This window comes from Agrobacterium sp. 22117 (assembly GCF_052045735.1).
GTDB lineage: Bacteria > Pseudomonadota > Alphaproteobacteria > Rhizobiales > Rhizobiaceae > Agrobacterium > Agrobacterium cavarae.
Map to the genome: position 1 here is coordinate 678,887 of NZ_JBQEPP010000003.1, position 24,124 is coordinate 703,010.

At 58.4% G+C, this 24,124-nt stretch carries 24 protein-coding genes; 12 read left to right on the plus strand and 12 right to left on the minus strand.

What is annotated here, in order from left to right; all coding sequences use genetic code 11:
• Positions 1-102 precede the first annotated feature (102 nt).
• A complete protein-coding gene (gene recA / locus ACTJKV_RS11755; RefSeq protein WP_062427486.1) occupies positions 103-1,191 on the minus strand; it encodes a recombinase RecA in 1,089 nt (362 codons plus the stop codon).
• Positions 1,192-1,436: 245 nt separating this feature from the next.
• On the opposite strand from recA, the gene ACTJKV_RS11760 reads away from it, so the two are divergent.
• Complete coding sequence (locus ACTJKV_RS11760) at positions 1,437-2,375, plus strand: carbohydrate kinase family protein (RefSeq protein WP_274102526.1); 939 nt, start codon at positions 1,437-1,439, stop codon at positions 2,373-2,375.
• 30 nt (positions 2,376-2,405) lie between these two features.
• The gene (locus tag ACTJKV_RS11765; protein WP_274102527.1) at positions 2,406-3,329 is read left to right on the plus strand and encodes a pseudouridine-5'-phosphate glycosidase; all 924 of its coding nucleotides are present in this window, start codon (positions 2,406-2,408) and stop codon (positions 3,327-3,329) included.
• Positions 3,330-3,403: 74 nt separating this feature from the next.
• Here the strand turns inward: ACTJKV_RS11765 and ACTJKV_RS11770 are convergent, their stop codons facing one another.
• Both ACTJKV_RS11770 and ACTJKV_RS11775 read right to left on the minus strand, forming a co-directional pair.
• A complete protein-coding gene (locus ACTJKV_RS11770) occupies positions 3,404-5,629 on the minus strand; it encodes an OmpA family protein (protein WP_274102528.1) in 2,226 nt (741 codons plus the stop codon).
• A 259-nt stretch (positions 5,630-5,888) separates the two neighbouring features.
• Positions 5,889-7,154, minus strand: coding sequence for an MFS transporter (locus ACTJKV_RS11775; protein ID WP_274102529.1), 1,266 nt, complete (start codon positions 7,152-7,154; stop codon positions 5,889-5,891).
• Between the two features lie 330 nt (positions 7,155-7,484).
• Here ACTJKV_RS11775 and ACTJKV_RS11780 point away from each other — a divergent pair, with 330 nt between their 5' ends.
• The 5 genes from ACTJKV_RS11780 to ACTJKV_RS11800 all read left to right on the plus strand — a co-directional run bounded on the left by ACTJKV_RS11780 (position 7,485) and on the right by ACTJKV_RS11800 (position 11,369).
• On the plus strand, positions 7,485-8,258 hold the full coding sequence (locus ACTJKV_RS11780) for an ABC transporter substrate-binding protein (RefSeq protein ID WP_062427490.1): 774 nt from the start codon (positions 7,485-7,487) through the stop codon (positions 8,256-8,258).
• A gap of 115 nt (positions 8,259-8,373) precedes the next feature.
• Complete coding sequence (locus ACTJKV_RS11785) at positions 8,374-9,174, plus strand: ABC transporter permease (protein WP_062427557.1); 801 nt, start codon at positions 8,374-8,376, stop codon at positions 9,172-9,174.
• Positions 9,171-10,001 (plus strand): ABC transporter permease, encoded by an 831-nt coding sequence (locus ACTJKV_RS11790; RefSeq protein ID WP_440598705.1) that lies wholly within the window; start codon positions 9,171-9,173, stop codon positions 9,999-10,001. The genes ACTJKV_RS11785 and ACTJKV_RS11790 overlap by 4 nt, the downstream gene beginning before the upstream one ends.
• Positions 10,002-10,160: 159 nt before the next feature.
• Positions 10,161-10,427 (plus strand): usg protein, encoded by a 267-nt coding sequence (locus ACTJKV_RS11795; protein ID WP_062440802.1) that lies wholly within the window; start codon positions 10,161-10,163, stop codon positions 10,425-10,427.
• Between the two features lie 117 nt (positions 10,428-10,544).
• Complete coding sequence (locus ACTJKV_RS11800; protein WP_274102602.1) at positions 10,545-11,369, plus strand: class I SAM-dependent DNA methyltransferase; 825 nt, start codon at positions 10,545-10,547, stop codon at positions 11,367-11,369.
• Between the two features lie 60 nt (positions 11,370-11,429).
• Here ACTJKV_RS11800 and ACTJKV_RS11805 read toward each other — a convergent pair whose 3' ends face one another.
• The 3 genes from ACTJKV_RS11805 to ACTJKV_RS11815 all read right to left on the minus strand — a co-directional run bounded on the left by ACTJKV_RS11805 (position 11,430) and on the right by ACTJKV_RS11815 (position 13,191).
• The gene (locus ACTJKV_RS11805) at positions 11,430-11,918 is read right to left on the minus strand and encodes an Lrp/AsnC family transcriptional regulator (protein WP_062427493.1); all 489 of its coding nucleotides are present in this window, start codon (positions 11,916-11,918) and stop codon (positions 11,430-11,432) included.
• Positions 11,919-11,984: 66 nt separating this feature from the next.
• Complete coding sequence (locus ACTJKV_RS11810; RefSeq protein ID WP_113179834.1) at positions 11,985-12,644, minus strand: uracil-DNA glycosylase family protein; 660 nt, start codon at positions 12,642-12,644, stop codon at positions 11,985-11,987.
• 1 nt (position 12,645) lies between these two features.
• Positions 12,646-13,191: a thermonuclease family protein gene (locus tag ACTJKV_RS11815; RefSeq protein ID WP_274102532.1), complete on the minus strand. Its 546-nt coding sequence runs from the start codon at positions 13,189-13,191 to the stop codon at positions 12,646-12,648.
• 141 nt (positions 13,192-13,332) lie between these two features.
• Between ACTJKV_RS11815 and ACTJKV_RS11820 the strand changes: the two genes are divergently transcribed.
• Entirely contained in the window at positions 13,333-14,868 is a 1,536-nt protein-coding gene (locus ACTJKV_RS11820) for a sensor histidine kinase (RefSeq protein ID WP_062427496.1), read from the plus strand.
• 1 nt (position 14,869) lies between these two features.
• Here ACTJKV_RS11820 and ACTJKV_RS11825 read toward each other — a convergent pair whose 3' ends face one another.
• Together ACTJKV_RS11825 and cobT are read right to left on the minus strand one after the other, a co-directional pair.
• Positions 14,870-15,289 carry a diacylglycerol kinase gene (locus tag ACTJKV_RS11825; RefSeq protein WP_062599003.1) on the minus strand — a complete coding sequence of 140 codons (420 nt, stop codon included), beginning with the start codon at positions 15,287-15,289 and terminating at the stop codon, positions 14,870-14,872.
• Positions 15,290-15,296: 7 nt separating this feature from the next.
• On the minus strand, positions 15,297-16,322 hold the full coding sequence (gene cobT / locus ACTJKV_RS11830) for a nicotinate-nucleotide--dimethylbenzimidazole phosphoribosyltransferase (RefSeq protein ID WP_113226294.1): 1,026 nt from the start codon (positions 16,320-16,322) through the stop codon (positions 15,297-15,299).
• Between the two features lie 191 nt (positions 16,323-16,513).
• Between cobT and cobS the strand changes: the two genes are divergently transcribed.
• From cobS to ACTJKV_RS11845, 3 genes are read left to right on the plus strand one after another with little or no spacing between them, the layout of a single operon-like run.
• Positions 16,514-17,296: an adenosylcobinamide-GDP ribazoletransferase gene (gene cobS / locus ACTJKV_RS11835; RefSeq protein ID WP_440598706.1), complete on the plus strand. Its 783-nt coding sequence runs from the start codon at positions 16,514-16,516 to the stop codon at positions 17,294-17,296.
• 18 nt (positions 17,297-17,314) lie between these two features.
• Entirely contained in the window at positions 17,315-17,494 is a 180-nt protein-coding gene (locus ACTJKV_RS11840) for a DUF1289 domain-containing protein (protein ID WP_062427560.1), read from the plus strand.
• A complete protein-coding gene (locus tag ACTJKV_RS11845) occupies positions 17,491-18,198 on the plus strand; it encodes a retropepsin-like aspartic protease family protein (RefSeq protein WP_274102533.1) in 708 nt (235 codons plus the stop codon). Before ACTJKV_RS11840 ends, ACTJKV_RS11845 begins: the two co-directional genes overlap by 4 nt.
• A gap of 6 nt (positions 18,199-18,204) precedes the next feature.
• Here ACTJKV_RS11845 and ACTJKV_RS11850 read toward each other — a convergent pair whose 3' ends face one another.
• The 4 genes from ACTJKV_RS11850 to ACTJKV_RS11865 all read right to left on the minus strand — a co-directional run bounded on the left by ACTJKV_RS11850 (position 18,205) and on the right by ACTJKV_RS11865 (position 23,537).
• Positions 18,205-18,966 (minus strand): ABC transporter permease, encoded by a 762-nt coding sequence (locus tag ACTJKV_RS11850; protein WP_062427500.1) that lies wholly within the window; start codon positions 18,964-18,966, stop codon positions 18,205-18,207.
• Positions 18,963-19,901, minus strand: coding sequence for an ABC transporter ATP-binding protein (locus tag ACTJKV_RS11855; protein ID WP_062440788.1), 939 nt, complete (start codon positions 19,899-19,901; stop codon positions 18,963-18,965). Before ACTJKV_RS11855 ends, ACTJKV_RS11850 begins: the two co-directional genes overlap by 4 nt.
• Before the next feature lie 404 nt (positions 19,902-20,305).
• Positions 20,306-21,475 carry an extensin-like domain-containing protein gene (locus ACTJKV_RS11860; RefSeq protein WP_274102534.1) on the minus strand — a complete coding sequence of 390 codons (1,170 nt, stop codon included), beginning with the start codon at positions 21,473-21,475 and terminating at the stop codon, positions 20,306-20,308.
• A 244-nt stretch (positions 21,476-21,719) separates the two neighbouring features.
• Positions 21,720-23,537: a methyl-accepting chemotaxis protein gene (locus tag ACTJKV_RS11865; protein WP_440598707.1), complete on the minus strand. Its 1,818-nt coding sequence runs from the start codon at positions 23,535-23,537 to the stop codon at positions 21,720-21,722.
• Between the two features lie 275 nt (positions 23,538-23,812).
• Between ACTJKV_RS11865 and ACTJKV_RS11870 the strand changes: the two genes are divergently transcribed.
• A complete protein-coding gene (locus ACTJKV_RS11870) occupies positions 23,813-24,124 on the plus strand; it encodes a DUF1883 domain-containing protein (protein WP_116493833.1) in 312 nt (103 codons plus the stop codon).

A 24,124-nucleotide genomic window follows, 5' to 3' on the forward strand; every position in this document is an offset into this window, starting at 1 on the left:
AGAATGAGGCAGCAAAATGACAAAGGCCGCGCGAAGGGATCGCACGGCCTTGGATCGATTAACGGTGGACGACGATGCCGGAGAAAGCCCGGCAGCGTTTAATCATGCGTCCGGTTCTACCCCATCCGCATCGGCTTCGGGTCCGCCGTTCTCAAGGAAGCGGTCGGCGATCAGGCCGGCATTCTGACGCAGCGCCATTTCGATTTCGTTGGCGACAGCGGGATTGTCGCGCAGGAAGGACTTGGCGTTTTCACGCCCCTGCCCCAGCCTCTGGCTGTTATAGGAGAACCAGGCACCAGACTTCTCGACGATGCCGGCCTTCACGCCGAGATCGACAAGTTCGCCCGTCTTGGAAACGCCTTCACCATACATGATGTCGAATTCGACCTGCTTGAAGGGAGGCGCCATCTTGTTCTTGACGACCTTGACGCGCGTCTGGTTACCAACAACCTCTTCCCGCTCCTTGACCGAGCCGATACGACGAATATCGAGACGAACCGAGGCGTAGAACTTCAGTGCGTTGCCGCCCGTCGTGGTTTCCGGCGAACCGAACATCACACCGATCTTCATGCGGATCTGGTTGATGAAGATCACCATGGTCTTCGACTTGGAAATGGATGCGGTCAGCTTGCGCAGCGCCTGGCTCATCAGACGGGCCTGAAGACCCGGCAGGCTGTCGCCCATCTCACCCTCGATTTCAGCACGTGGCGTCAGAGCAGCAACGGAGTCGACCACCAGCACGTCCACGGCACCGGAGCGCACCAGCGTGTCGGTAATTTCAAGCGCCTGCTCGCCCGTGTCGGGCTGCGAAATCAGAAGGTTGTGAAGATCGACGCCAAGCTTGCGGGCATAGACCGGATCAAGCGCGTGCTCGGCGTCCACAAAGGCGCAGATGCCGCCCTTCTTCTGGGCTTCTGCAATGGTCTGCAGTGCCAGGGTCGTTTTACCCGAGCTTTCCGGCCCGTAAATTTCAACGATACGCCCCTTCGGCAGACCGCCGATGCCGAGCGCAATATCAAGGCTGAGAGATCCCGTCGAAACGGTCTCGACCTCGATGACGTTTTCATTGGAACCGAGCTTCATAATCGATCCCTTGCCGAACGAACGTTCGATCTGGGAGAGCGCCGCTTCCAGTGCCTTGCTTTTATCCACCGAATTGTCCTCTACAAGACGCAAAGAATTTTGTGCCATCTGAACCACCTTTAGGTTATTGAAGCCGCACAGGCAACGAAGCAGTGTGTAGACTGTATGTACTCTTTTTGTTCTCATTCCACAACAGCGCATCAGCCCGTTGAAAACAAATAACGATAAGCCGTTCGTTCTGCTTTTGTTTTTCTTTGTTGAAGAATTTTCCACTGCCAAGGGGTCAGTTGGAAAGAGCCGAAAAACACCGAATCGGATTTGGCAGTTTGTCGCGTGAAGAAGGATTGGCCAGCGTGAAGAAAATACTCGTTCTGGGCGGCGCGCATATTGACCGGCGCGGCATGATCGAGACGGAAACGGTGCAAGGGGCAAGCAACCCCGGTTCCTGGATGGAGGAAGCCGGCGGCGGCGGTTTCAATGCGGCCCGCAACCTTTCCCGGCTGGGATTCGAGGTGAGGCTCATCGCGCCGCGTGGCGGTGACGGCAATGGTGCGGCTGTTGCCGCAGCAGCGCGAGATGCGGGGGTCGAGGATACGCCTTTCACCTTCCTGGACCGCAGTACCCCGAGTTACACGGCAATTCTGGAGCGCGACGGCAATCTGGTCATCGCCATTGCCGATATGGATCTCTACAAGCTCTTCACGCCGCGTCGCCTCAAAGTGCGCGCCGTGCGCGACGCGATCAACACCACCGATATCATTCTCTGCGATGCCAACCTGCCTGAGGATACGCTGAGCGCGATCGGCATGGCGGCGCGTGCCTGCGAAAAGCGTCTCGCGGCCATTGCCATTTCGCCAGCCAAAGTCGTGCGTATGAAGCCCGCATTGGCCGAGATCGACATGCTGTTCATGAACGAGGCGGAAGCGCGCGCGCTGACAGGCCAGAATGTCACCGAGGTGAGACAATGGCCGACTTTGCTGAGAGAGGCCGGCCTACGCGGCGGCGTCATCACCAGTGGCGCCAAACGCGTTGTCGCTTTCGACCAGAACGCTACTGCGGTGCTGACTCCGCCCCTGATCGAGGATGTGAAAGATGTGACCGGTGCGGGCGACGCCATGGCATCCGGCTACCTGTCGGCCATTGCCAGCGGCAAACCCATCACCGAAGCCTTGCGCCATGGTGCCGCCGCAGCTGCCATCACCGTCCAGTCTCCTTTTGCGACGGCCAGCGAATTGAATGCGGAGACACTTGCTGCCGCACTGGCGCTTGTGCCGCAGGCTGAAATGGTGTGAAGAGATCGCTTAATTAAACTGGAAGAGACCATGACCAAGACCACCTCCCCGCTCCTGCCGATCGTCTATTCGGAAGAAGTTGCCGCCGCCAAGCAGCGCGGCGCGCCGATCGTTGCGCTTGAATCCACGATCATCACCCACGGCATGCCCTATCCGGGCAATATCCGCATGGCTGAAGGCGTGGAGAAACTGATCCGTGATAATGGCGCGGTTCCGGCCACCATTGCCGTCATTCACGGCACGCTGCATATCGGTCTCGAAAAGGATCAGTTGGAAGCCCTGGCACAGACCAAGGATGCCATGAAGGTCTCTCGCGCCGACATCGCTTTCGCGATTGCCGAGCGTCGTACGGGTGCAACGACGGTTGCCGCCACCATGATTGCGGCTGAACATGCCGGGATCAAGGTCTTCGCGACCGGCGGAATCGGGGGCGTACACCGTGGGGCCGAAGAAAGCTTCGACATCTCGGCCGACCTGACCGAGCTTGCACGCACCGGCGTCATCGTCGTCTGCGCAGGCGCAAAGGCGATCCTCGATGTGCCGAAGACGCTCGAGGTTCTGGAAACCAACGGCGTTCCGGTCGTCACCTATGGCTCGCAAGAATTCCCGGCCTTCTGGTCGCGCGCGTCGGGCCTCAAGAGCCCGCTGACGCTCAACAGCCCGGCAGCGATCGCAAACTTCCAGACGACCCGTGAACAGTTCGGCCTCGACGGCGGCATGCTGATTGCCAACCCGGTGCCGGAGGAAGATGAAATCGGCCGTGACGAGATGGAGATCTACATCGAGCGCGCGCTTTCCGCAGCCGAAGGAGACAACATCACCGGCAAGGCGGTCACGCCCTATCTGCTGGCAAAGATTTTCGAGATCACCGAAGGCCGCAGCCTCGACACCAATATCTCGCTGGTGCGCAACAATGCCCGCCTCGCAGCCGAGATCGCCGTCGCACTCGTCTGAACACGGCCGCTTAGAGACAAAAATAGGCCCGGAAGCTGATGGCTTCCGGGCCTTCTTATTGATCGGTACGAATTTTAGTTCTGCGCGACCGGGCGCACCAGCGGCGTGATACGGCGGATGGTAACGCGACGGTTCTCCTGGTTCGGACCAAGCGTCTGGACCTTCAGGTAGCGCTCGCCATAGCCCTGCGTCGTCAGGTTTTCCGGCGGAATGCCGTACACTTCGGTCAAGACCTTGGCGACAGACTCTGCGCGTTCGTCAGAGAGCACAAGGTTGCTTTCATCCGAACCGACGGCATCGGTATGGCCTTCGATCAGGAAGGTTTCAGCCGGGTTCTTTTCAAGCACCTTGTTCATCGCATCGGCAACCTTGCGCAGCGAGCGTGCCTGGCTCATGGGAATTTCGGCACTGCCGGTCGCAAAGGTGATGGTGTCAAGGTCGATACGACGCACCATGTCACGCACACGAGCCGAGTAGCGGACCTCATCCATGGAGTAAACGCGCTGGACGGGCTCTACCGGAGGCTGTTCCAGGAAGCGATAGTAGTCGCGGTCATCGTCGGACGACGTATCGATGATATACTCGTTGACGGGAATGCGCAGACGCAGTGGCGGCAGGTCGAGACCAGGATCGCGATAGACGTATTCGCGGTCCGGTTCATCCGCCAGCTCCGGTGCGTAGAACAGCACATATTCGCGACCGCGGGCGTCGATACGGGAACGCTGAATGACGTCACCATAGCGATTGCGGATCGTCACCACCTGCGTTCCGTCGGATCGCTCGATCGTCTCGCGGTAGCGATCGTCAGGAAGGCGCTCATAGTAGGGCTTCGCGCCTTCGCTGACGAAGCGGTCGTCATCACTGCCACGCACCACGACGCGGTCACCGAACTGCAGGAACACGCGGTCGCCCATGTCGCGGTCGCGCGGCATGTCGCGAGGACGCCATTCGCGTACACCGTCGGGACGGTCGAACTGCGGACGGCGGTCGATGCGCTCACCCTGGATATTGGTGATGTTCTGAATATTGATCTGCGGCGCGGGCTGTCCGTCACGGCGTCCACCCGCCTGGGCTTCGGCATCCGAGGTCGGGACCTTGAAGTCCTGGCCCTGCTCGCGTTCACGACGACGCTGTTCGCGAAGCTGCTCGTTGCCGCTGCGATAGACTTCCTTGTCGCTGTCGAGAACGGCAGCTCCCTTGTCCACGGGCAGCACGACGGTATCAGCCGACTTGGACGGGTCCTTGGCTATCGCGCGGGCCTTGTCCAGCTGTTCCTTGGTCGTCGTAGGCGCTTCTGTCTGAGGCGTTGCGACCTGGGCTGGAACCGGCTCACCGGCTGGTGCCTGGCCAGTCGCGGCGCCGTCCAGCGGCGTTGCGGGCGCACCCGGAACAGGGGCTGGTGCAGGTTCGCCGTTTTGCGCGCGCGGCGGGCGTGGCTGCTCGGATGGCTGCTGGCCTGGGGCCGGGTTCGGCTGCTCTGTCGGTGCGGGAGCGCGACCAGGTGTCGGCGGTTCTGCAGGCACCGGTGCGGCACCCTCGGCAGGTTCTGGAGCTGCCGGACGCTTTGCAGGCTTCGCAGGCTTTTCCGGTGCAACTTCATTGGCTGCGGGTTCATTTGCAGGCTTTGCGGTCGGGGCTTCGGGCTTTGCTGCCGGCGCTTCCGGCTTCGGCGGCTGCTTGCCTTCAGCTTCAGGCTGCGCTTCGGCAGCGGGCTTGCGGCGCGGGCGCTCCTGCTGCTGCTCGGGCTCAGCCTGTGGCGCGGCTTCGGGAGCAGCGTCGCGGCGCGGACGCTCTGGACGTGGCTGGCCTTCGGCTTCAGGCTGAGCCTCTGCGGCTGGCTTGCGGCGCGGGCGTTCCTGCTGCTGCTCAGGCTCGGCCTGCGGCGCTGCCTCTGGGGCGGCTTCACGGCGTGGGCGCTCTGGGCGAGCCTCACCTTCTGGCGCTGCTTCGCGGCGTGGACGCTCCTGTGGCTGCTCGGCCTGCGGTTCAGGTGCTGCTTCGCGCTTCGGACGCTGCGGGGCTTCCTCACGCTTCTGCTCAGGCTCGCGCTTCGGCTCAGCCTGGGGCTCGCCCTGCTGCTCGCGCTGGCGGCGCTTCAACAATTCTTCTTCTGGGTTCGGCGGCGCTTCGGCCTGCGCAAGAGTGATGGCTCCGTTGCCGTTGGAAAGGGTTCCCTGTTGCTCAACCTGCGCCATCGGCGCTGCATGCGCAACGGTGGCCACAAGTGCCGGCTCGACTGCAATGGCAATCGACATCAGGGGAAAAACGACCCCGGTCATCAATTTATTCTTATTCAGCATGGCGCTTCCTCATCTGCCGTCTTCATTTGCGTCTGCCCTGCGGCATTGGGGCACAGTCTGCACATCGTGGCGCTAAACAACGCCCGGCATGCCGTCTTGTTCCAATGATGAAGATGCCGGCCTGTACCGGGAATGAACGAATAAAGGCATTTTCTGGGAGGACTGCCATGATTGAAAGAACTGGCTTATGGCAACAGCCGCCATGCCCATCACATCGCAACGACGGCGGGGATGAATCCGCCGTCGTCCAGCGCAAATTTCAAGCCGTTCTTCCCCGCGCTGACGGCGCAGGTTCAACCGGTTGGTCATCTGGGACGCCAAACTGTACGTTGCGCTTTTCATATCCGAACCCCGCCAGCAGGGCGACCGCGCAGGCAACGACAACGGCAACGCTGAACAGCGCCAGAGCGTAGTCCCCCTGCCAGTGGGCGGCCAGCGTCGTCTGCAGGGTTGCGTTGCCGGAGGCCAGCAGGTTTCCAAGCTGGTAGGCAAAGCCTGGGAATGTGCCACGCACTTCGTCCGGCGAGAGTTCGTTCAGGTGAACAGGGATAACGCCCCATGCACCCTGGACGAAGAACTGCAGCACGAAAGCACCGATAGCAAGCAGGACGGCGCCGGGAGCATAAACCCAGAACCAGGCGGCCGGAATGGCCAGAAGCGAGGCAATCACAATTGCCTTCCGGCGGCCAATTCGTTGCGACAGAGCGCCGAAGAACAGACCACCGCAAATCGCCCCAATGTTGTAAACGATCGCAATGGCGCCTGTCGTGTGGCTGTCATAGCCCCGCTGCGTTTCCAGGAAGGTTGGGTAGATATCCTGCGTGCCGTGGCTGAGGAAATTGAACGCCGTCATCAGGATAACAGTCCAGATGAAGAGTGGAATATTCTTCTTCAAGACAGTCAGGAACGGTTGCTGAGGTCTGCTCTTGCGTTGGAGGAATGCGGGGGATTCCTCGACGCTGCGCCGGATATAGAGAACGATCAGCGCGGGCAGAGCGCCGACGAAGAACATGCCTCTCCAGCCGATGATCGGGTAGAGCAGAAAGAAGACGATCGACGCCAGCAAATAGCCAGCCGGGTAGCCCGCCTGGAGCAGGCCGGAAACGAAGCCACGTGCTTGTGGCGGCACCGTTTCCATGGTCAGTGAAGCCCCGACACCCCACTCGCCGCCCATGGCGATGCCATAGAGCAGACGCAGGACGATGAACATCGTAAGCCCGGTCGAGAAGCCGGAGAGAAGTTCAAGGGCCGAATAAAGAAGGACGTCGACCATGAGCGTGATGCGGCGACCGTAACGGTCGGATGCAAGGCCAAAGATCAGCGCGCCGATCGGACGCATGGCAAGCGTCAGGAAAATTGCGATCGAGACCGCAGGGATGCTTGTATTGAACTCCTTCGCGATATCCTTGATGACAAAAACAAGGATGAAGAAATCGAAGGCGTCGAGAGTCCAGCCGAGGAAGCTGGCGATGACAGTGTTGCGCTGCGCAGGTGTCAGCGCCCGAATGCTGTGTGTGATACCCATGAAAATTCCTCCTGGAGGTGGAGGCGGAGGCCGAAAATCGGGAACCGTCGTCTGAAAAAAATGAATTATCGCCTGAAATTATAAGGCTTCCTTACTACGCATAAGCGCCATATTTTGTTCCCTGGATTTCGAGCAGGTGGCAGCGATTCAAATCGATTTATTGAGGAGGCTGTCGCAGCGCAAAACAATGATGTTGCATTTTTTTTGCAACGGGATGAGTATCCCGGCAAGCATCCGCAACCGGCCTCGACCGCGCGCGGAATGCCAAAATCTTCACGCACGCAGAACATAAATGAGGCGTGCGTCGTATCGCCGAAAGAGAGGATCTAAATGCTGAACCCCACCCGTCTGTTTGCTGCAGCTTCCATTGCAGCCTTGTCGCTGTTTGCTGGCTCCGCCATGGCGCAGGACAAGATCGTCATCGGCACGGAAGGCGCCTACCCGCCATTCAACGTTCTGGAGGCTGACGGAAAGCTGACCGGCTTCGATATCGATATCGCCAAGGCGCTCTGCGAACAGATGAAGGCCGAATGCACCTTCGTCACCAATGACTGGGACGGTATCATTCCAGCCCTTCAGGCGAAGAAATTCGACGCCATCGTTGCCTCCATGTCGATCACGCCTGAGCGCCTTGAAAAGGTGGACTTCTCCGAGAAGTACTACAACACGCCTCCGGCGATCGCCGTACCAAAGGACTCGCCGATCAAGTCCGTTGAGGACCTGAAGGGCAAGACAATCGGCGCGCAGGGCTCCACCACGCACGCCAACTATGCTGAAAAGCACTTGGCTGATTCCGAGCTGAAGCTCTATCCGACAGCTGACGAGTACAAGCTCGACATCACCAATGGCCGCATTGATGGCGTCATCGACGATATCGTGGTTCTGTCGCAGTGGGTGAAGTCGGACGCTGGCGCATGCTGCAAGATTCTGACGGCTATGCCTGTCGATGAACAGATCAACGGCAAGGGCGCAGGCATTGCCGTTCGCAAGGGCGACAAGGCTCTCGCCGATAAGTTCAGTGCGGCGATCAAGGCCATCCGCGCCAATGGCAAGTACAAAGAGATCAACGACAAGTACTTCGATTTCGACGTCTACGGCCAGTAAGCCTGTTTCTCATGTTGAAATATCGTGGCGGGAGGGTTGCCCTTCCGCCATTTTTGTTTGAGAACACCTTCATAAAACAAATATGAAAGCGGCGCAGACCGCGGGGGAAGTTGGCATGAGCGGAGTGTTTTCCGCCATAGGTTCGTTCTGGACCTATCTCACATATCTGTTCGACCCGTTCTGTGGTCCGGTCGGTATCTTCTCACTCTTTGGTAACGGCACCCTGCTCGCCTGCGGCGATGGCTGGGGCGACGAAATTGCCTTCGGCGTGAAAGTGACGATTTCCGTGGCCCTCGCCACGCTTCCCGTCGGGCTGTTCCTGGGTTTCCTGATCGCGCTAGCCGCGCAGTCGCAGGAAAAATCCCTCCGGCTCGCGGTCGGCATCTACACCACGATCTTCCGTGGTCTACCCGAGCTCCTGACCCTCTTCATCGTCTATTACGGCATGCAGATCCTGCTCCAGACGATCGGCGGTTATCTCGGCTTTACCGGCCCCATCGAGATCAACGCCTTCGTTGCGGGCATGATTGCGCTTTCAGTCGTCTTCTCGTCCTACTCGTCCGAAGTGCTGCTGTCTGCGTTTCGCGCCATTCCCAAGGGGCAATATGAGGCGGGTGATGCGCTTGGCCTGTCGCGCGGCCGCACCATGGTTCTCATCATCATCCCGCAGCTCGTGCGTATCGCTCTTCCCGGCATGACCAATCTTTGGGTCATTCTGTTGAAGGACACGTCCTACGTCTCGATCATTGGGTTGGCGGATATCGTGCGCCAGACCGGTATCGCCGCACGGGTGACCAAGGATGCGTTTCTGTTTTACGGCATTGCCTGCCTGCTCTACCTCATTCTCGCTCTCATTTCCTCGATCGGCATTGGCTATATCGACCGCTGGGCGCGCCGCTCGGAGGTGCAGAGATGAGCCATATCGACAATTTGATTGAGGCAAGACCCGCACCACCCGCTCCTGCGCGGCGGTTCTCATTCGCGCGGATCGCCGGCTATGTCATCGTCACTCTCTGGGCCATGCTGTTCGTCGGTCTGGTGCTTTCGCTGATCCTGGACTGGGACGCGGATAAGATCGCGCGCTATGGCTGGCGCTATATCGATGGATTGTGGACGACGGTCAGCCTCGTCGGCCTTGCTTTGATCCTTGGCGCTGTCCTGTCTGCTCCGATTGCTTTCGCCCGCATGTCGAAGAATAGGATCGTAAGCGCCATTGCGTTCGCCTATGCCTATCTCTTTCGCAGCACGCCACTTCTGGCGCAGCTTTTCCTCATCTATTACGGCCTCGGTGGCTTTCGTACCGAGCTTGAGGCCGTCGGCCTGTGGTGGTTCTTCCGCGACGCGTGGTATTGCGGGCTTCTTTCACTGACGCTGAACACCGCCGCCTACCAGGCCGAGATCCTGCGCGGCGCAGTCCAAAGCGTTCCACGAGGCCAGCACGAGGGCGCCGCATCGCTTGGCATTTCCAAGCCGGTGACATTCTGGAAGGTCGTTCTGCCGCAGGCATTGATCGTGGCGCTTCGCCCCTACGGCAACGAAATCATTCTGATGATTAAAGGCTCGGCGGTCGTTTCCATCGTCACCGTCTTCGACCTGATGGGGCAGACCCGATACGCCTATTCCCGCACATTCGACTTCCAGGCCTATCTCTGGGCGGCGATCTTCTACCTCTCGATGGTGGAAATCCTGCGCCATGTCTGGGCAGGCGTGGAAGCGCGGTTGACACGCCACCTGAAGCGATGAGAGATTGGCAGCACTCATAAAGCTAGGATGCTAACACTCTGAGAAATATAAATAATTTGTGACATCTCGGTTTCTTGGCAAGCTTTGATTAACCATGTCATGTTCCCATTGTCGATGACACCTCGGTGTGTCGGCGATCAATAGAATGGGAGCAGCCACATGAACCAAGACATGGAAATGATGCTGAAAGGCTATGGTCTCACCACAGCCGAAATCCTTTATCGCATGCCGGATCATCCTTCCGTGCTTCAGAGCTATCTCTGGCAGAACTATGACCTCGCACCCGACTTTCCGGAAATGCACGGCTTCCTGAAATTCTGGCAGGAAAAGCTGGACGGCCCACTGCACTCGGTGCGCTACGTCCACCGAAAGCTGATATCGGCCCAGGAATGGCGCTCGTTGAAGGGCGAATTCATCCTGCACTGACATAAATGTCTGCACGGATGCGCCTTCGGCTTCAAATCGAACGATGAAACAAAACATTGCGCGCAAAAGCGTTGCGGCTTAATCAGGCTTCCAACGAAGCGGAGCCTGATGAACGCCATGACCAAGAACGCCAAGATCGATGAAGAGGCTCTTGCAGAAGCCTATAACCGCGCGCTTGCGCTCGAAAAGGCCGGCGATATCGACGCCGCGGTGAAGGCTTACGAAGAGGTTCTCGCGATCGATCCCGAAGATCATGGCGGTGCCGCCGTGCGCATCGCATCGATGGGACGAGGCGAAGCGCCGCCTAAGGCACCGGACGCCTATGTCGAAACGCTCTTCGATCAGCACGCGGAAGCCTTTGAAGGCATTCTCGTCGAACAGCTTGGCTACGCCGTTCCGATGATGGTGCGCCAGCGTTTACAGACGCTTGAACTCGGTCCCTTCAAGCGCATGCTGGATCTTGGTTGCGGCACCGGTCTCACGGGCGAAGCGCTTCGCGACATGGCCGACGACATCACCGGCATAGACATCTCCGAGAACATGGTCGAAATCGCCCATGAAAAGGATGTCTACGAGACGCTCTACGTCGCCGAAGTCGAGGATTTCCTCGAAGACAATGACGACGATGCTTTCGATCTGATCACCGCAACCGACGTGCTGCCCTATCTCGGCGCCCTCGAACCGCTGTTCTTCGGTGCCGCAGAAAACATGGTGAAAGGCGGCATCTTCGTCTTTTCGTCAGAGACCCTCCCCAACGATAAAATGGCTGACAGACCCTACATCGTCGGCGCGCATCAGCGCTTTGCCCATGCGGAAACCTATGTGCGCGAACGTCTGGCCGCGACGGGCTTTGATGTGATCGAGGTCACCGACATCAACGTGCGCATGCAGGATGGCGAGCCGACACCCGGCCATCTGGTGATCGCGAAGTTCAAGGGCTGAGCGTGGCTCTAATCATTCCCGCGATCAGCGCGGGAATGAGCTATCCGTTGAAACGGCTGATCACTCTTCGCCGGACTTCGGATTGTCCAGGATCATGTAATCGAGCGGCAGTTCGGTCGTATACTTGATCTGCTCCATGGCAAATACCGATGACACATCGCGGATTTCGATCTTGGCAATCATCCGCTTGTAGAAGGCATCATAAGCAGCAATATCCGGTACGACGACGCGCAGCAGATAATCCACGTCACCGCTCATACGGTAGAATTCGACCACTTCCGGAAACTCGGAAACAACCTCCGAAAAGCGCTTCAGCCACTCGATCGAGTGAGACGCGGTGCGAATGGAAACGAAGACCGTGACCTTGGTATTGACCTTCGCCGCATCCAGAATCGCCACGCGACGACGAATGACGCCATCCTCTTCCATCTTCTGGATACGCCGCCAACAGGGCGTCGTGGAAAGCCCGACCTTCTTTGCAAGGTCGGCAACAGCCAGCGTGGAATCCTCTTGCAGAATACGCAGAATTTTACGGTCGAGACGGTCCAATCTTCTCTCCTACGGAATTATTTTCCTCTATTTACACTAAAAAAAACGAAGAAAAAGAAATTTGTTTCATCGCGTGAGAATTTCCACATGCTGACGGAGGGTCGGCAGTATCTCCTGCTCGAACCAAGGGTTCTTTCGCAACCAGGAGGTATTGCGCCAGCTTGGATGCGGTAGGGGCAGCACGGGAATGCCCGTATTGCTTTGCAGATAGTTTCGCCAGTTCTGCACGGTTTCCGTCATGCTTTTCTTGCGGCGGCCGCCAAGATGATAGGCTTGCGCATATTGGCCAATCGCCAGCACAAGCTCGATCTGCGGCATGGCGGACATCGCCTCATCGCGCCAGCGCGGTGCGCATTCCCGCCGGGGCGGCAGGTCGCTGCCGCGCTCGTCATATCCGGGAAAGCAAAAGCCCATCGGCACGATGGCGAACCGATCGGCATCGTAAAACATCTCCCGATCGACATTCAGCCACGTGCGCAGTCGGTCGCCAGAGGCATCATTGAATGGCAGACCGCTTTCATGCACACGAAGTCCGGGCGCCTGCCCGGCAATCAAGATTTTAGCCTTGGCCGAGATGACAGCGACCGGTCTGGGCTCATGCGGCAGCCGGTCGCCTTCGCCCTTCAGCGGCGTGTCCCGACAGATCCGACATCGCGCAATACTGTCGCGCAGCGTCTCGATCAATGCCTCTTGGATATCCCCCTGCTTCTCCACAGTCACGCTCATGTCACCAGCCGAAGGCATGGCGCAGCACCGTCAAAGGCCCTGCCCGCGGCGCATCGGCTTCCATTGTCTTCTGCTCCTGTCGCCAGTCCCTGGGGTTTTCGAATGCTCCACTCCAGAGGCCAAGCTTTTCCTCTCGCGCATTGTCCTCCTCCTTGGCGTAGAGGAAATATTCCGTGGTCACAGCCAGACCTTCAGAGACGATGAGGCTGCCGAGGTCTGCACCATTCACAGAACAGCGAACGAGAAAACGGGAATACCGATCTTTGCTACCGCCGGTACACTCGACCTCGCCTGTCTCGAGAACCTCTCTGACGAAATCCTTAGCCGCGTGTCCACATGCCCAGGTTCCATCACCCGTTCCGCAATCCTGACGAAGCTCAGGCGCATCGATCCCGATCAACCGATAACGGGAAGCACCGAGCGCAAGCGTATCTCCGTCAATCGCGACGAAGCTACCGGAGAACTGCCGATCATTCAGACCATCGACCTTCGCCATGATCAAGGCACCCAGAACGATCAGCAAAAGCAGAATGATTCCGTCCTTCACCGGAGAAAATCTCCTGCCTGACTTTCGTCTCATATCCCAACAAACCCTTTGCAGAAATGGCAAACAAATCCTTTCGCGGCAGCATCTTCTTAAGACTTTACCGGTAACGTGCAAACATCTCGCATCGGTTTCGTTCAGTAGATGAGTAAAAGCGCCAGCAACATAGCCGACAAGAACATCGTCGATCGGTCTCGCACGCGGCGTAATAAAGCAGTGTTCGATGCCGTGAAGTCGACGCGCGAGCGGCTGCAATATGGCGGTGTCGGCACTGTGGCCTTCGAATGCGAAATGCTGCAGATGCATATCGCAGAGACGCTGTACGGCGCAACCATCATGCCGCTCTTCATCCTGCTGGCAACCGGCATCGGCGTCTACATTACCCGCGACATCGAGATCGTCGGCTGGACCCTTCTGGCGCTGAGCGGCCACGCCCTCGCGCTGATCTTTGCGCGCAAGGCGCAAAAGCAGACTATCACACCCGCAAACGTCAACCGCTGGGTCAGCACGTTCCTTGCCGTGCAGATCATCATCGGCCTGATCTGGGCGCTTTTTGCCGGCTACCCGATGGGTGCCAAGGACGCGGCCTTGCCGATGTTCTACAAAGGCGCCACGCTGCTCATTGCGCTCTCCATCACCGCCATGTCCAACTTCATGTTGCGGCGGGCGATCTTGATGACTTTTCTTCCGGTGCTGATGGCGCTTGGCATCAATGCCGCCACCTCGCAGGATCCGATGGCAATCGGCATGGCGCTGATGTTCTTCATGGCCATGCTGTTTTGCCATTACATCACCAGGCGTCTGCACAATTCGAGCATCAAGCTTCTGTCCTTCCAGTCGGAAAAGGACGACCTGATCGCCGAACTGGAAGTGGCAAAGTCCATGTCGGACGAGGCAAGGCGCCGGGCGGAGGAAGCCAATCTCGCAAAGTCCCGCTTTCTGGCATCCATGTCGCACGAACTGCGCACACCGCTCAACGCCATTCTCGGTTTTTCCGAAGTCATGGCATCGGAAATCCTCGGGCCGCTCAACAACCCGCTCTACAAGGAATATTCGGGCGATATTCACCGCTCCGGCCAGCACTTGCTTGATCTGATCAACGAAATCCTTGATCTCTCCCGTATCGAGGCAGGCCGGTACGAGTTGCAGGAAGAGGCCGTCTCTCTCCTAGAGATCGCCGAAGACTGCGTTGGCATGATACAGCTGCGCGCACGCGGCAAGAATATCCGCATCGTCCAGCAGTTCGAGCGCAGCCTGCCGAGCGTCTGGGCAGATGAAAAGGCGCTCCGCCAGGTGATCCTCAATCTCCTATCCAACGCCGTCAAATTCACCCCACAGGGCGGCGAGATTTCGATAAAGGCCGGTTGGACCGCGCGTGGCGGCCAGTACGTTTCTATCAAGGACAACGGTCCTGGCATTCCGGAAGAAGAAATTCCAGTGGTGCTCTCTGCCTTCGGCCAGGGATCGATTGCCATAAAGAGTGCAGAACAAGGCACAGGTCTCGGCCTGCCGATCGTTCAGGCCATTCTCTCCAAACATGATGGTCAGTTCGTGCTGAAATCGAAACTGCGCGAGGGGACCGAAACAATCGCGATCCTGCCGGCCAAGCGCATCCTGCAAACCGTGCCTGCGGTTGAAGACGTGCAGGCGGTGCAGCCACGCAAGCGGTCTTTTGCCTGAATCAGATCGCGCTGACGCTGAAGAACACCGTTGAAATCAACGAGTAGAGAATAAAGCCGCCATTGGCGAGCAGAAGGCAGAAGACCGCAAAGGAGCCCAGATCCTTGGCGTTGCGGGCAGCGCTGGAAAACTCCGGCGAAACGCGATCGACGATTTCCTCGATTGCCGTATTCAGCGCTTCCACACAAAAAAGCAGCAGCATCAGCAGGATGAAGATCAGATCGTGCACCAGAGGTGCGTTGATGGCTGCCAGGAAAACAAGTCCGGCACCCAAGGCAATCACTTCATGACGAAACGCCGCCTCTTGCCAGAGGCGCTGAAGCCCTTGCAGCGAGTAGCGTGCAGCGGCAAGCAGATGGCGAAAGCCGGTTTCCTTGCGGAAAACTGGCTCTGACACTGGGCTCTTGGGAAGGTTGTCCATCATCGCCTCAATGGTGAGCAGCACCGGTATCGACGCCGGCCTGTGCGAAGGTCGCCATGCCGGAGTGGCATGCAGCAGCGGCCTTGACGATACCGGCTGCAAGTGCAGCACCGGTTCCCTCACCAAGACGCATGCCAAGTGCCAAAAGCGGCGTTTTGCCCAGCCGCTCCACCGCCGCCATGTGGCCCGGCTCGCCGGACACATGGCCGATCAGGCAGTGATCGAGAGCCGCAGGGTTTGCGGCTTTCAGCAGAGCGGCAGCCGCGGTTGCCACATAGCCGTCAATCAGGACAGGTATCTTCTCCACACGGGCTGCGAGGATCGCGCCGGCCATGGCGGCGATTTCGCGACCGCCCAGTCTGCGCATAATTTCCAGCGGGTCGGAGAGATGATCCTTGTGGAACTCCACGGCCGCCTTCACAGCGGCGATCTTGCGCTCCATGACGTCACCTTGAGAGCCCGTGCCAGGACCGGTCCACTCTTCAGCCGTGCCGCCATAAAGCGCCAGATTGATGGCGGCAGCAATCGTCGTGTTGCCGATGCCCATTTCCCCGATGCAGAGCAGATCGGTGCCGCCTGCGATCGCTTCCATACCGAAGGCCATGGTGGCGGCGCAATCCCGCTCGGAGAGTGCTGCCTCGCAGGTGATGTCACCGGTCGGGTAATCGAGGGCAAGGTCGAAAATCTTGAGGCCGAGATCGTGGGTCACGCAGATCTGGTTGATCGCAGCACCGCCTGCCGCGAAGTTCTCCACCATCTGCTGCGTCACGGAGGACGGATAAGGCGTCACACCGTTGCGGGTCACACCATGGTTGCCGGCAAAGATCGCGACGAGCGGACGATTGACTGCAGGTGCGCGACCCGACCAGGCGGCAAGCCACATTGCAATCTCTTCCAGACGACCCAGCGAGCCGGCAGGCTTGGTCAACTGCGCATTGCGCTCCTTGGCGGCAACCAGCGCATAGGTATCCGGACCCGGCAGATCACGCAAAAGAACACGAAAATCGTCGAAAGGCAGGCCGCTCACGCTCATGGTATCGATCTTTCTCTCATGCCGAAGACTTGTGTTTTCCGGCAAATCGGTCTTTGTTGCGCCTCTCATAATCGGGGACGGGCAGAGGGACAACCTCTAAAGCATGTGGCGCAAACCGAGGACGCGGTTTTGCCATACTATTGCGCTCGTCGACAGCGCAACATTGGCCTTTCGAAATGCGGGAGAGCGGATTGATCCTGGATGGTTTTCTGACGCGGGTCATGCACGCACTCAGCTTTCTCAGTCGCGTCCCTGTCCATGACAGCTTCTTTCAAGGTCGCAAGGTAGACATGCTGGCCGCCACCCGTGTCTTCCCCATGGCCGGGCTGCTGATCGCCCTGCCATCCGCCATTCTCGTCTCCATTCTCCATCACGCGCACGCCGACCCGTTGCTGACCGCGGCATTGGCCTTGGCTGTCGCCACTGCTCTCACAGGCGCCTTGCATGAGGACGGGCTGGCAGACACCGCGGATGGTTTTGGCGGCGGGGCGGACAAGGAACGGTCCCTCACCATCATGAAGGACAGCCGCATCGGAAGTTATGGCGCCATCGCGCTGATCCTTTCCTTCATGGTCAGAGTTGCAGCCATCGCCATCCTGATCCGCGAACTCCCCGGGCTGGCAAGCGCGGCCTCTCTGATCGCCGTGGCAAGCTTCAGCCGTGCCATTATGGTGTGGCACTGGCATGGTCTTCCACCTGCCCGCCAAGCTGGCGTCGCAGCCTCCCTTGGCCAGCCAGGAACGACCGATCGAAACCACGCTCTTGCCTACGGCATCGTCATCGCCTGCATGGTGCTGTTTTTGTCATACGCTGTAGTTGCCGCAATCGTCGCGATCGCCGCCTCTTTCGCGGCCGCGCACCTGTTCAAACGTCTGTGTCTCCGCAAGATCGACGGGCACACCGGCGATACGATTGGCGCAACACAGCAAATCACCGAGATCGTGATGCTGGTCGCTCTTGCTCTCCTCGCCTGAAGAACAGATATGAAAACGATGGAAACACCTTGCATTCACGTCTGCCAGCTCAGCCCTGAAGGTCTTTGCACCGGTTGCCACCGGACAATCGCTGAAATCACTGGCTGGAGCGGCTTTACCGTCGCTGAAAGGCACAGGATCATGAGTGAGTTACCCAGACGCAGGACGGCGAAGGCGACAGGAATGGAGAGTGCATGAACAGGCTGACTTTGGTTCTTCTCATCCTTGGCATCGGCCTGGCACTTCTCTTGATCAACAACAGCAGCGGACAGACCTTCGGCATCGACAACGATCGATTCGCCAGCGCGCTCTATCTGACGCCGATTGCCGTTCTGCTAGCGGCCGGCATTTTGGCGGGCAGTCGCGGCAACCTGCCCACGGTGCTCCGACAACTGGCCATCTGGCTCGTCATCATCTTGGGGCTCGCCGCAGGCTATCTTTACCGGGGAGATCTGCAGCGTTTCGGCGACAGGCTGATGGCAGGCCTCGTTCCCGGTCGCGCCGTGGTGACGACGACATCCGACGGTGTCCAGGAAGTTATCCTCAGCAAATCCATGGGCGGCCATTTCGAGGCGGATGCCACGATCAACGGCGTCTCTGTCCATATGCTGGTGGATACCGGTGCAAGCTCCGTCGTCCTTTCCAATGCCGACGCCGAGGCAGTCGGCATCAATCCGGACAATCTGAATTATACCGTCTCGGTGACGACCGCCAATGGACGGACATCGGCAGCCCCCGTGCGTCTGTCGGAGATCGCGGTCGGTCCGATTGTTCGGCGCAATGTCCCTGCGCTTGTCGCGCAGAAGGGCCAGCTGGATCAAAGCCTGCTTGGCATGACCTTCCTATCGACACTCGGATCGTTGCAAATGCAGACAGACCAGCTGACGCTCAGGGATCGGTAAGAACGGTCAGTTGCGCAGCTTGTAGCCCGTCCTGAACATCCAGCTGACGATGGCAAGGCATACGGTCAAAAACCCGATGATCATCACAATGCTGATCAGCGGATTGACGTCGGCGATCTCGTAGAAGCTCCAGCGAAAGCCACTGATCAGATAGAGCACCGGATTGAAATGGCTGACCGTCTGCCAGAAGGGCGGCAGCATGTTGATCGAGTAGAAACTGCCGCCGAGGAAGGTCAAGGGCGGAACAACCAGCATCGGAATGAGGTTGAGCTGCTCGAAATTCGACGCCCACATACCGATGATGAAGCCGAACAGGCTGAAGCTGACGGCCGTCAGCACGAAGAACAGGACCATCATGAACGGATGGGCAATCGAGATATCGACGAAGAAAGACGCCGTGATCAAGATAATTGTACCGATCATCAGACCTTTGGTGGCCGCCGCTCCGACATAGCCTGCCAATATCTCCGTCATCGAGATCGGGGCGGAGAGAATTTCATACACGGTGCCGGTGAATTTCGGGAAATAGATGCCGAAGGAGCCATTGCTGACGCACTGCGTCAGCAGCGTCAGCATGATAAGGCCAGGCGTGATGAAAGCTCCATAGGAAACGCCCTCGACCTCCTGGATGCGCGATCCGATCGCGGTGCCGAAGACGATGAAATAGAGCGATGTCGAGATGACCGGCGAGATCACGCTTTGCAAAAGCGTGCGGCGCGTGCGTGCCATTTCGAACAGGTAGATGGACTTGATGGCTTCAAAATTCATTTCTGTCCTCCTACCAATGCAACGAAAATATCCTCGAGCGAGCTTTGTCGTGTCGAAATATCCTTGAAATGAATGCCCTCACCGGCAAGCGCTGACAAAAGCTCGGCGATCCGTCCCTGCTCTCCATTGCCGTCATACTCATAGGTCAGACAGGTACCGTCTTCCGAAAGTTGCAGATGGAAAGGCGACAGGCTTTCGGGAAGCGTGGTGACCGGCGTCGTCAATTCCAGCGAAAGCTGCTTGCGGCCCAGCTTGCGCATCAGCGCAGTCTTTTCTTCCACCAACAGAAGTTCGCCGCCATTGATCACCCCGACACGATCGGCGATTTCCTCGGCCTCTTCGATGTAATGGGTGGTCAGAATGATGGTGACGCCAGCGGACCGCAGCTCTTCGACAACCTTCCACATGTCACGCCGCAGCGCCACATCCACACCAGCCGTCGGCTCGTCGAGAAACAGAACCTTCGGCTCATGCGCCAGCGCCTTGGCGATCAGCACGCGGCGCTTCATGCCGCCGGAAAGCTCACGCAGCATATTGTCCTTCTTGTCCCACAGCGACAGGGATTTCAGAACGCGCTCGATCAGTTGAGGGTCTTTACGATAGCCATGCAATCCGCGGGAAAACGACACCGTGTTCCACACCGTCTCGAACTGGTCGGTCGTCAATTCCTGTGGCACGAGCCCGATCAAAGCGCGTGTCTTGCGAAAATCCTTGACGACATCACTGCCGCCGACGAGCACGCTGCCCTCGCCCGGATTGACGAGACCGCAGATGATCGAAATCAACGTCGTCTTGCCAGCACCATTGGGGCCTAACAGCGCGAGGATTTCGCCCTCGTAGATATCAAGGGTGACGCCTTTCAGCGCCTGAAAGCCGTTGGCGTAAGATTTCGTCAGATTGCGGATGGAAACGATGGGTTTGCGGGAAGGCGTCATGAATGATCTTTCGGCACGTTCTTGAACTGCTCATATAAAGCATTTCCAGCAAAAGTGTTGTCCGTTTTGCATCCGGAAAAGGATCAAGACAAAAAGTCAGCTGGAGAGAGCGGAAACACCACACGCTGGTTGCAGTTCCGCAAATTTCACCAACTGCTTCACCTTCTTGGCGCCCCTGTCATGAATATGTGATGGTGATGTCGTAGAAATTGGCGTGACGGGTACCGGACTGTTCACCACATGGCGCCCGTCCGGTTTTCAGCACCGCTCGACATTTTGAGACATACGGCAGTCATATTGAAAAACATTATTTTGGGCAGAGGCTACCCCCGCACTCTGCCCTGTTTTTTTGGCTCTGTTTTTTGGGCAGTCGACATCCACCAGCCGATCGAGGAGCAAGGCCATCAATCGCAGTGGCGATAACCGGACTTGCGTGTGCGCAGATCGAAGTGAAAGTGGTTCCAGTGGTTGGGGTCGCTTCCCGGTCCGAGCACGGTGGAGAAGTACTTGCAGCTGTCGGAGCGAACGGCCTTCAGCAAGCCTTTCTCACGGAAAGCAAAGAAGCTCTTCTTGCGAACGTCGATTTCCTTGCCGTTCTTCAGCGTGATCGTTCCAATATCGATGGCGTTACCGCGCGCATGCTCAGACCAGGGGTTGCTCGCCCTCGAATTCATCTTGCGGCAGGAGTAACCACCCATCGGCGTGATACGGCCGACGCCGGAAAAGTAACGGAAGCGAGAAGACGGCACGAGTTCGAACTTCACCCATTTGGCGAAGGCGAGTGTCACCTGGCAGTTCAGCTTCACAGCCGGGCGGATCGCAACGCCACTATCGAGACCGCTAAGCTCTATCGGGTAATCGATACCGCAGGTCGGGCCATCGGCAATGCGCGCGACATCGCGGAAGGCGACACCCAATCGGCGAAGCTCTGTGCGACAGGCCACTTCGGAGGGCGGCATCATGCCGGGCGGCTGCGACATACGTCGCTCCTGCGCCGGATTGTCCGGCATCAGCATCGCCACCTCTTCCACGGGCTGCGCCTGACGCTGACCGCTTGGCGGCGGCGGAATGAGGCGGGATTGATTGGCGAGACGACGCGGCGCTGGCGGTGGCTGAGAAGCGGCACTGTCGGGAGCGGACACCTCCATATCCTGCTCCTCCGCAAGGCTCCGCCCCGGCGCCACGCCCAGTCCTGCATCCATGTTCACGCCCTCGTCACCCTCCGCCATCTGCGACGGCATGTGGGCTGACTGCGGCTGAACGGGCGCAAGGCGGCTCGCCTGCGCATCGAGCGTCGAGTAGCCCTGCCCGCCGGAGGCCAAGAGCGGATCACGCGAGACCGGCGCCTCCGGCAGCGGCTGCGACAGGGCGGACTGGTCGTTGAAAGGAAGATCCTGGCTGACAGGTGCGGGTGGCGCACTGTAGTTCTGCCGGCTGGAGGAGCGAATGGAACTGACCCGTGTCGCGCCATCGACCTCAGCGGGGGGCACCAGCCCCTCCGCTGAGCACGACACGATCACCGCCGACATTGTCATCAACGCCGCAAGACGACGCGGAAGGGAAACATACGCCATACCAGAACCTGTACCTTCAGCGACCGCAACACGCGGCGATCAGATCAAATCCTAAAGAAATCTGGTAAACGAACCCTTTGTGCTGACGCAAAGAAAGTGACCGGCAAAGGCTTGTATGTTCTGAAACGAAACAGCAGGCTCCCGAAAACCGCACAGTCGTAGCTGCGACCGAAGCGTTGCATCCACATGCGAAAACGAAAAGGGCGCCGCAAGCGACGCCCCTCTATCGGTATGGAAGCGAGAATCAAGCCGCCCGCGACATCGAGCCTCCAGCAGAAAAGCTTCCAAGCTGGAACCGCGCCAGCAGCGAATGCAGCTTGCGGCTCTCTTCTGCCAGCGTTTCGCTCGCCGCTGTGGTTTCCTCCACCATTGCGGCATTCTGCTGGGTCATCTGGTCCATATGGTTGACGGAAGTGTTGATCTCCTGCAGTCCCGTCGCCTGCTCACGCGCAGCCGTGGCAATCGAGTTCACGTGGCCGTCGACACGGTTGACCAGCGAGACGATCTCCTCCAGCGCCTCCCCGGTGGAACGAACGAGCGTCACACCACCACTCACCTGCTCTGCCGAGCTGTTGATCAGCGTCTTGATTTCCTTTGCAGCATTGGCGGAACGCTGAGCAAGTTCTCGAACCTCCTGCGCCACGACGGCAAAGCCACGACCCGCCTCACCGGCACGTGCGGCTTCGACACCAGCGTTCAAGGCGAGCAGGTTTGTCTGGAAGGCGATTTCATCGATGACGACGATGATCTGGCCGATCTTGCGGGAGGACTCCTCGATCCGGTTCATGGCCTCCACTGCGCTGCGGACGATATCGCCGGAGCGACCCGCACTTTGCTTCGTTTCCGTCACCATCTGCCGCGCCTCGTTTGCGCGCTCGGAGGCTGTGCGAACCGTTGCCGTGATCTCATCGAGTGCAGCTGCCGTCTCTTCCAACGCCGCTGCCTGCTGTTCGGTACGGCGGGAAAGATTACCCGTCGCCTCGCTGATATCGGAGGCGCTGGCGTTGACGACATCGCTGCTGCGCGAGATCGTTGCAATCACGTCCCGAAGGACACCAACAGCGCTGTTGAAGTCGGCGCGCAGCTTGTCATATTCAGCACCCACCTGCCCCACCTGAACGGTAAGTTCGCCGCGCCCGAGGTTTTCCATAGCCTGGCCAAGCGAGTCCATAGCCTGGGTCTGGCGCTCGGAGGCGGAACGAAGCACGTCCTCGCTTTCCCGGCGCGTATTCTCGATTGCCTTCTGCTGCTCGGCTTCGCGAAGCTGCAACTGGCTGCGCTCATTGACGGAGTTGCGAAGAACGAGCAGCGTCTTGGCCATGGCGCCGATCTCGTTGCGACGTTCGACGAACGGCACCTCGGCCTCGGCGTTTCCATCCGCGATGCTGGACATGCTCGTCTTCAGCTTGCCGATCGGGCCTGAAACGCTGCGCACGACCGCGGTGGCGACAGCAAGAACGACGAGGGCGCTGATCAGGCAAATGCCGACATAGAGGGTTGCCTCGCGCCAGAACATGGCGTTCAGATCGTCAACATAGACACCTGTGCCGACGATCCAGCCCCAGGGCGCAAAGCCTTCGACATAAGAAAACTTGCCCACGGGATCAGGCGCGCCGGGCTTCGGCCACTGATAATCGACAAAGCCCTTCCCGCTTGCCTTCACGGTATTGACGAACTCGACAAAGAGGAACTTGCCGTTCGGATCCTTGTTTTTTGTCAGATCGACACCGTTCAGCTCCGGCTTCACCGGATGCATGACCATTTTCGGACCCATGTCGTTGATCCAGAAATAGCCGTTGCCATTGTCATAGCGCATCGCCGCAATCGAAGCCTTCGCCTGTTGCTGAGCGACCTCCCGGGTCAGCGTCCCGCTCTGTTCCAGACGATAATATTGATCGAGAATGCCGACAGCCGAATGCGTCAACGCTTCCAGCCCGGCCTTGCGCTCCCTCTCCATCCCGCCATAGCCACCGAACAGGCTTGACGTCAGCGCCGCCGCCAGTATCGCCAGAAACAATGCGACCAGCGCATAAAGCCGCGTGGAAATGGTCAGATGTTTCATACGTCAAATTCCCCCCGAATGTGATCAATTATTGTTAATCTTAAAAAATTGACAAAAACATAAAGTGCACGCAATGGTAGGTGGAAATATAATTTGGAAGGTAACGGCTCAGACAACACATTTGAGATATCGGCGTATTGTTTTTAGTTCGCAGTATCGTGGGGAGTTTGTCTCCTGCAAGCCTAAAAAAAGTTCGCACAGACTACACATCAAGTAATTTCGAATTAAGAAATCAGAATCATGATCTCTGCGCCGAATAAAACGACGAGATCGATATGCCAAAACCTAATTTTCGCTACACCCACTACGATCTCAAGGAGATCCGTACTGGTACCATTATTGAAGTATCTCTCAACGCGGTCGCCAACGTACGCTTGATGACGGCCGGAAATTTCCAAAGATTCACAGAGCTTCTGGATTTCAAATATGTCGGCGGCGTTGCGCGAAAATCACCGCTGCGTCTGGCGATCCCCGAAACCGGCCATTGGCATGTCATCATTGATGGTGAAGGCCACAATGGCTTGGCGGAATCATCTGTGAAGATGCTGCCGGCAAACCCGGCCGCCGCCCAGCGCAAGAGCGCCTGA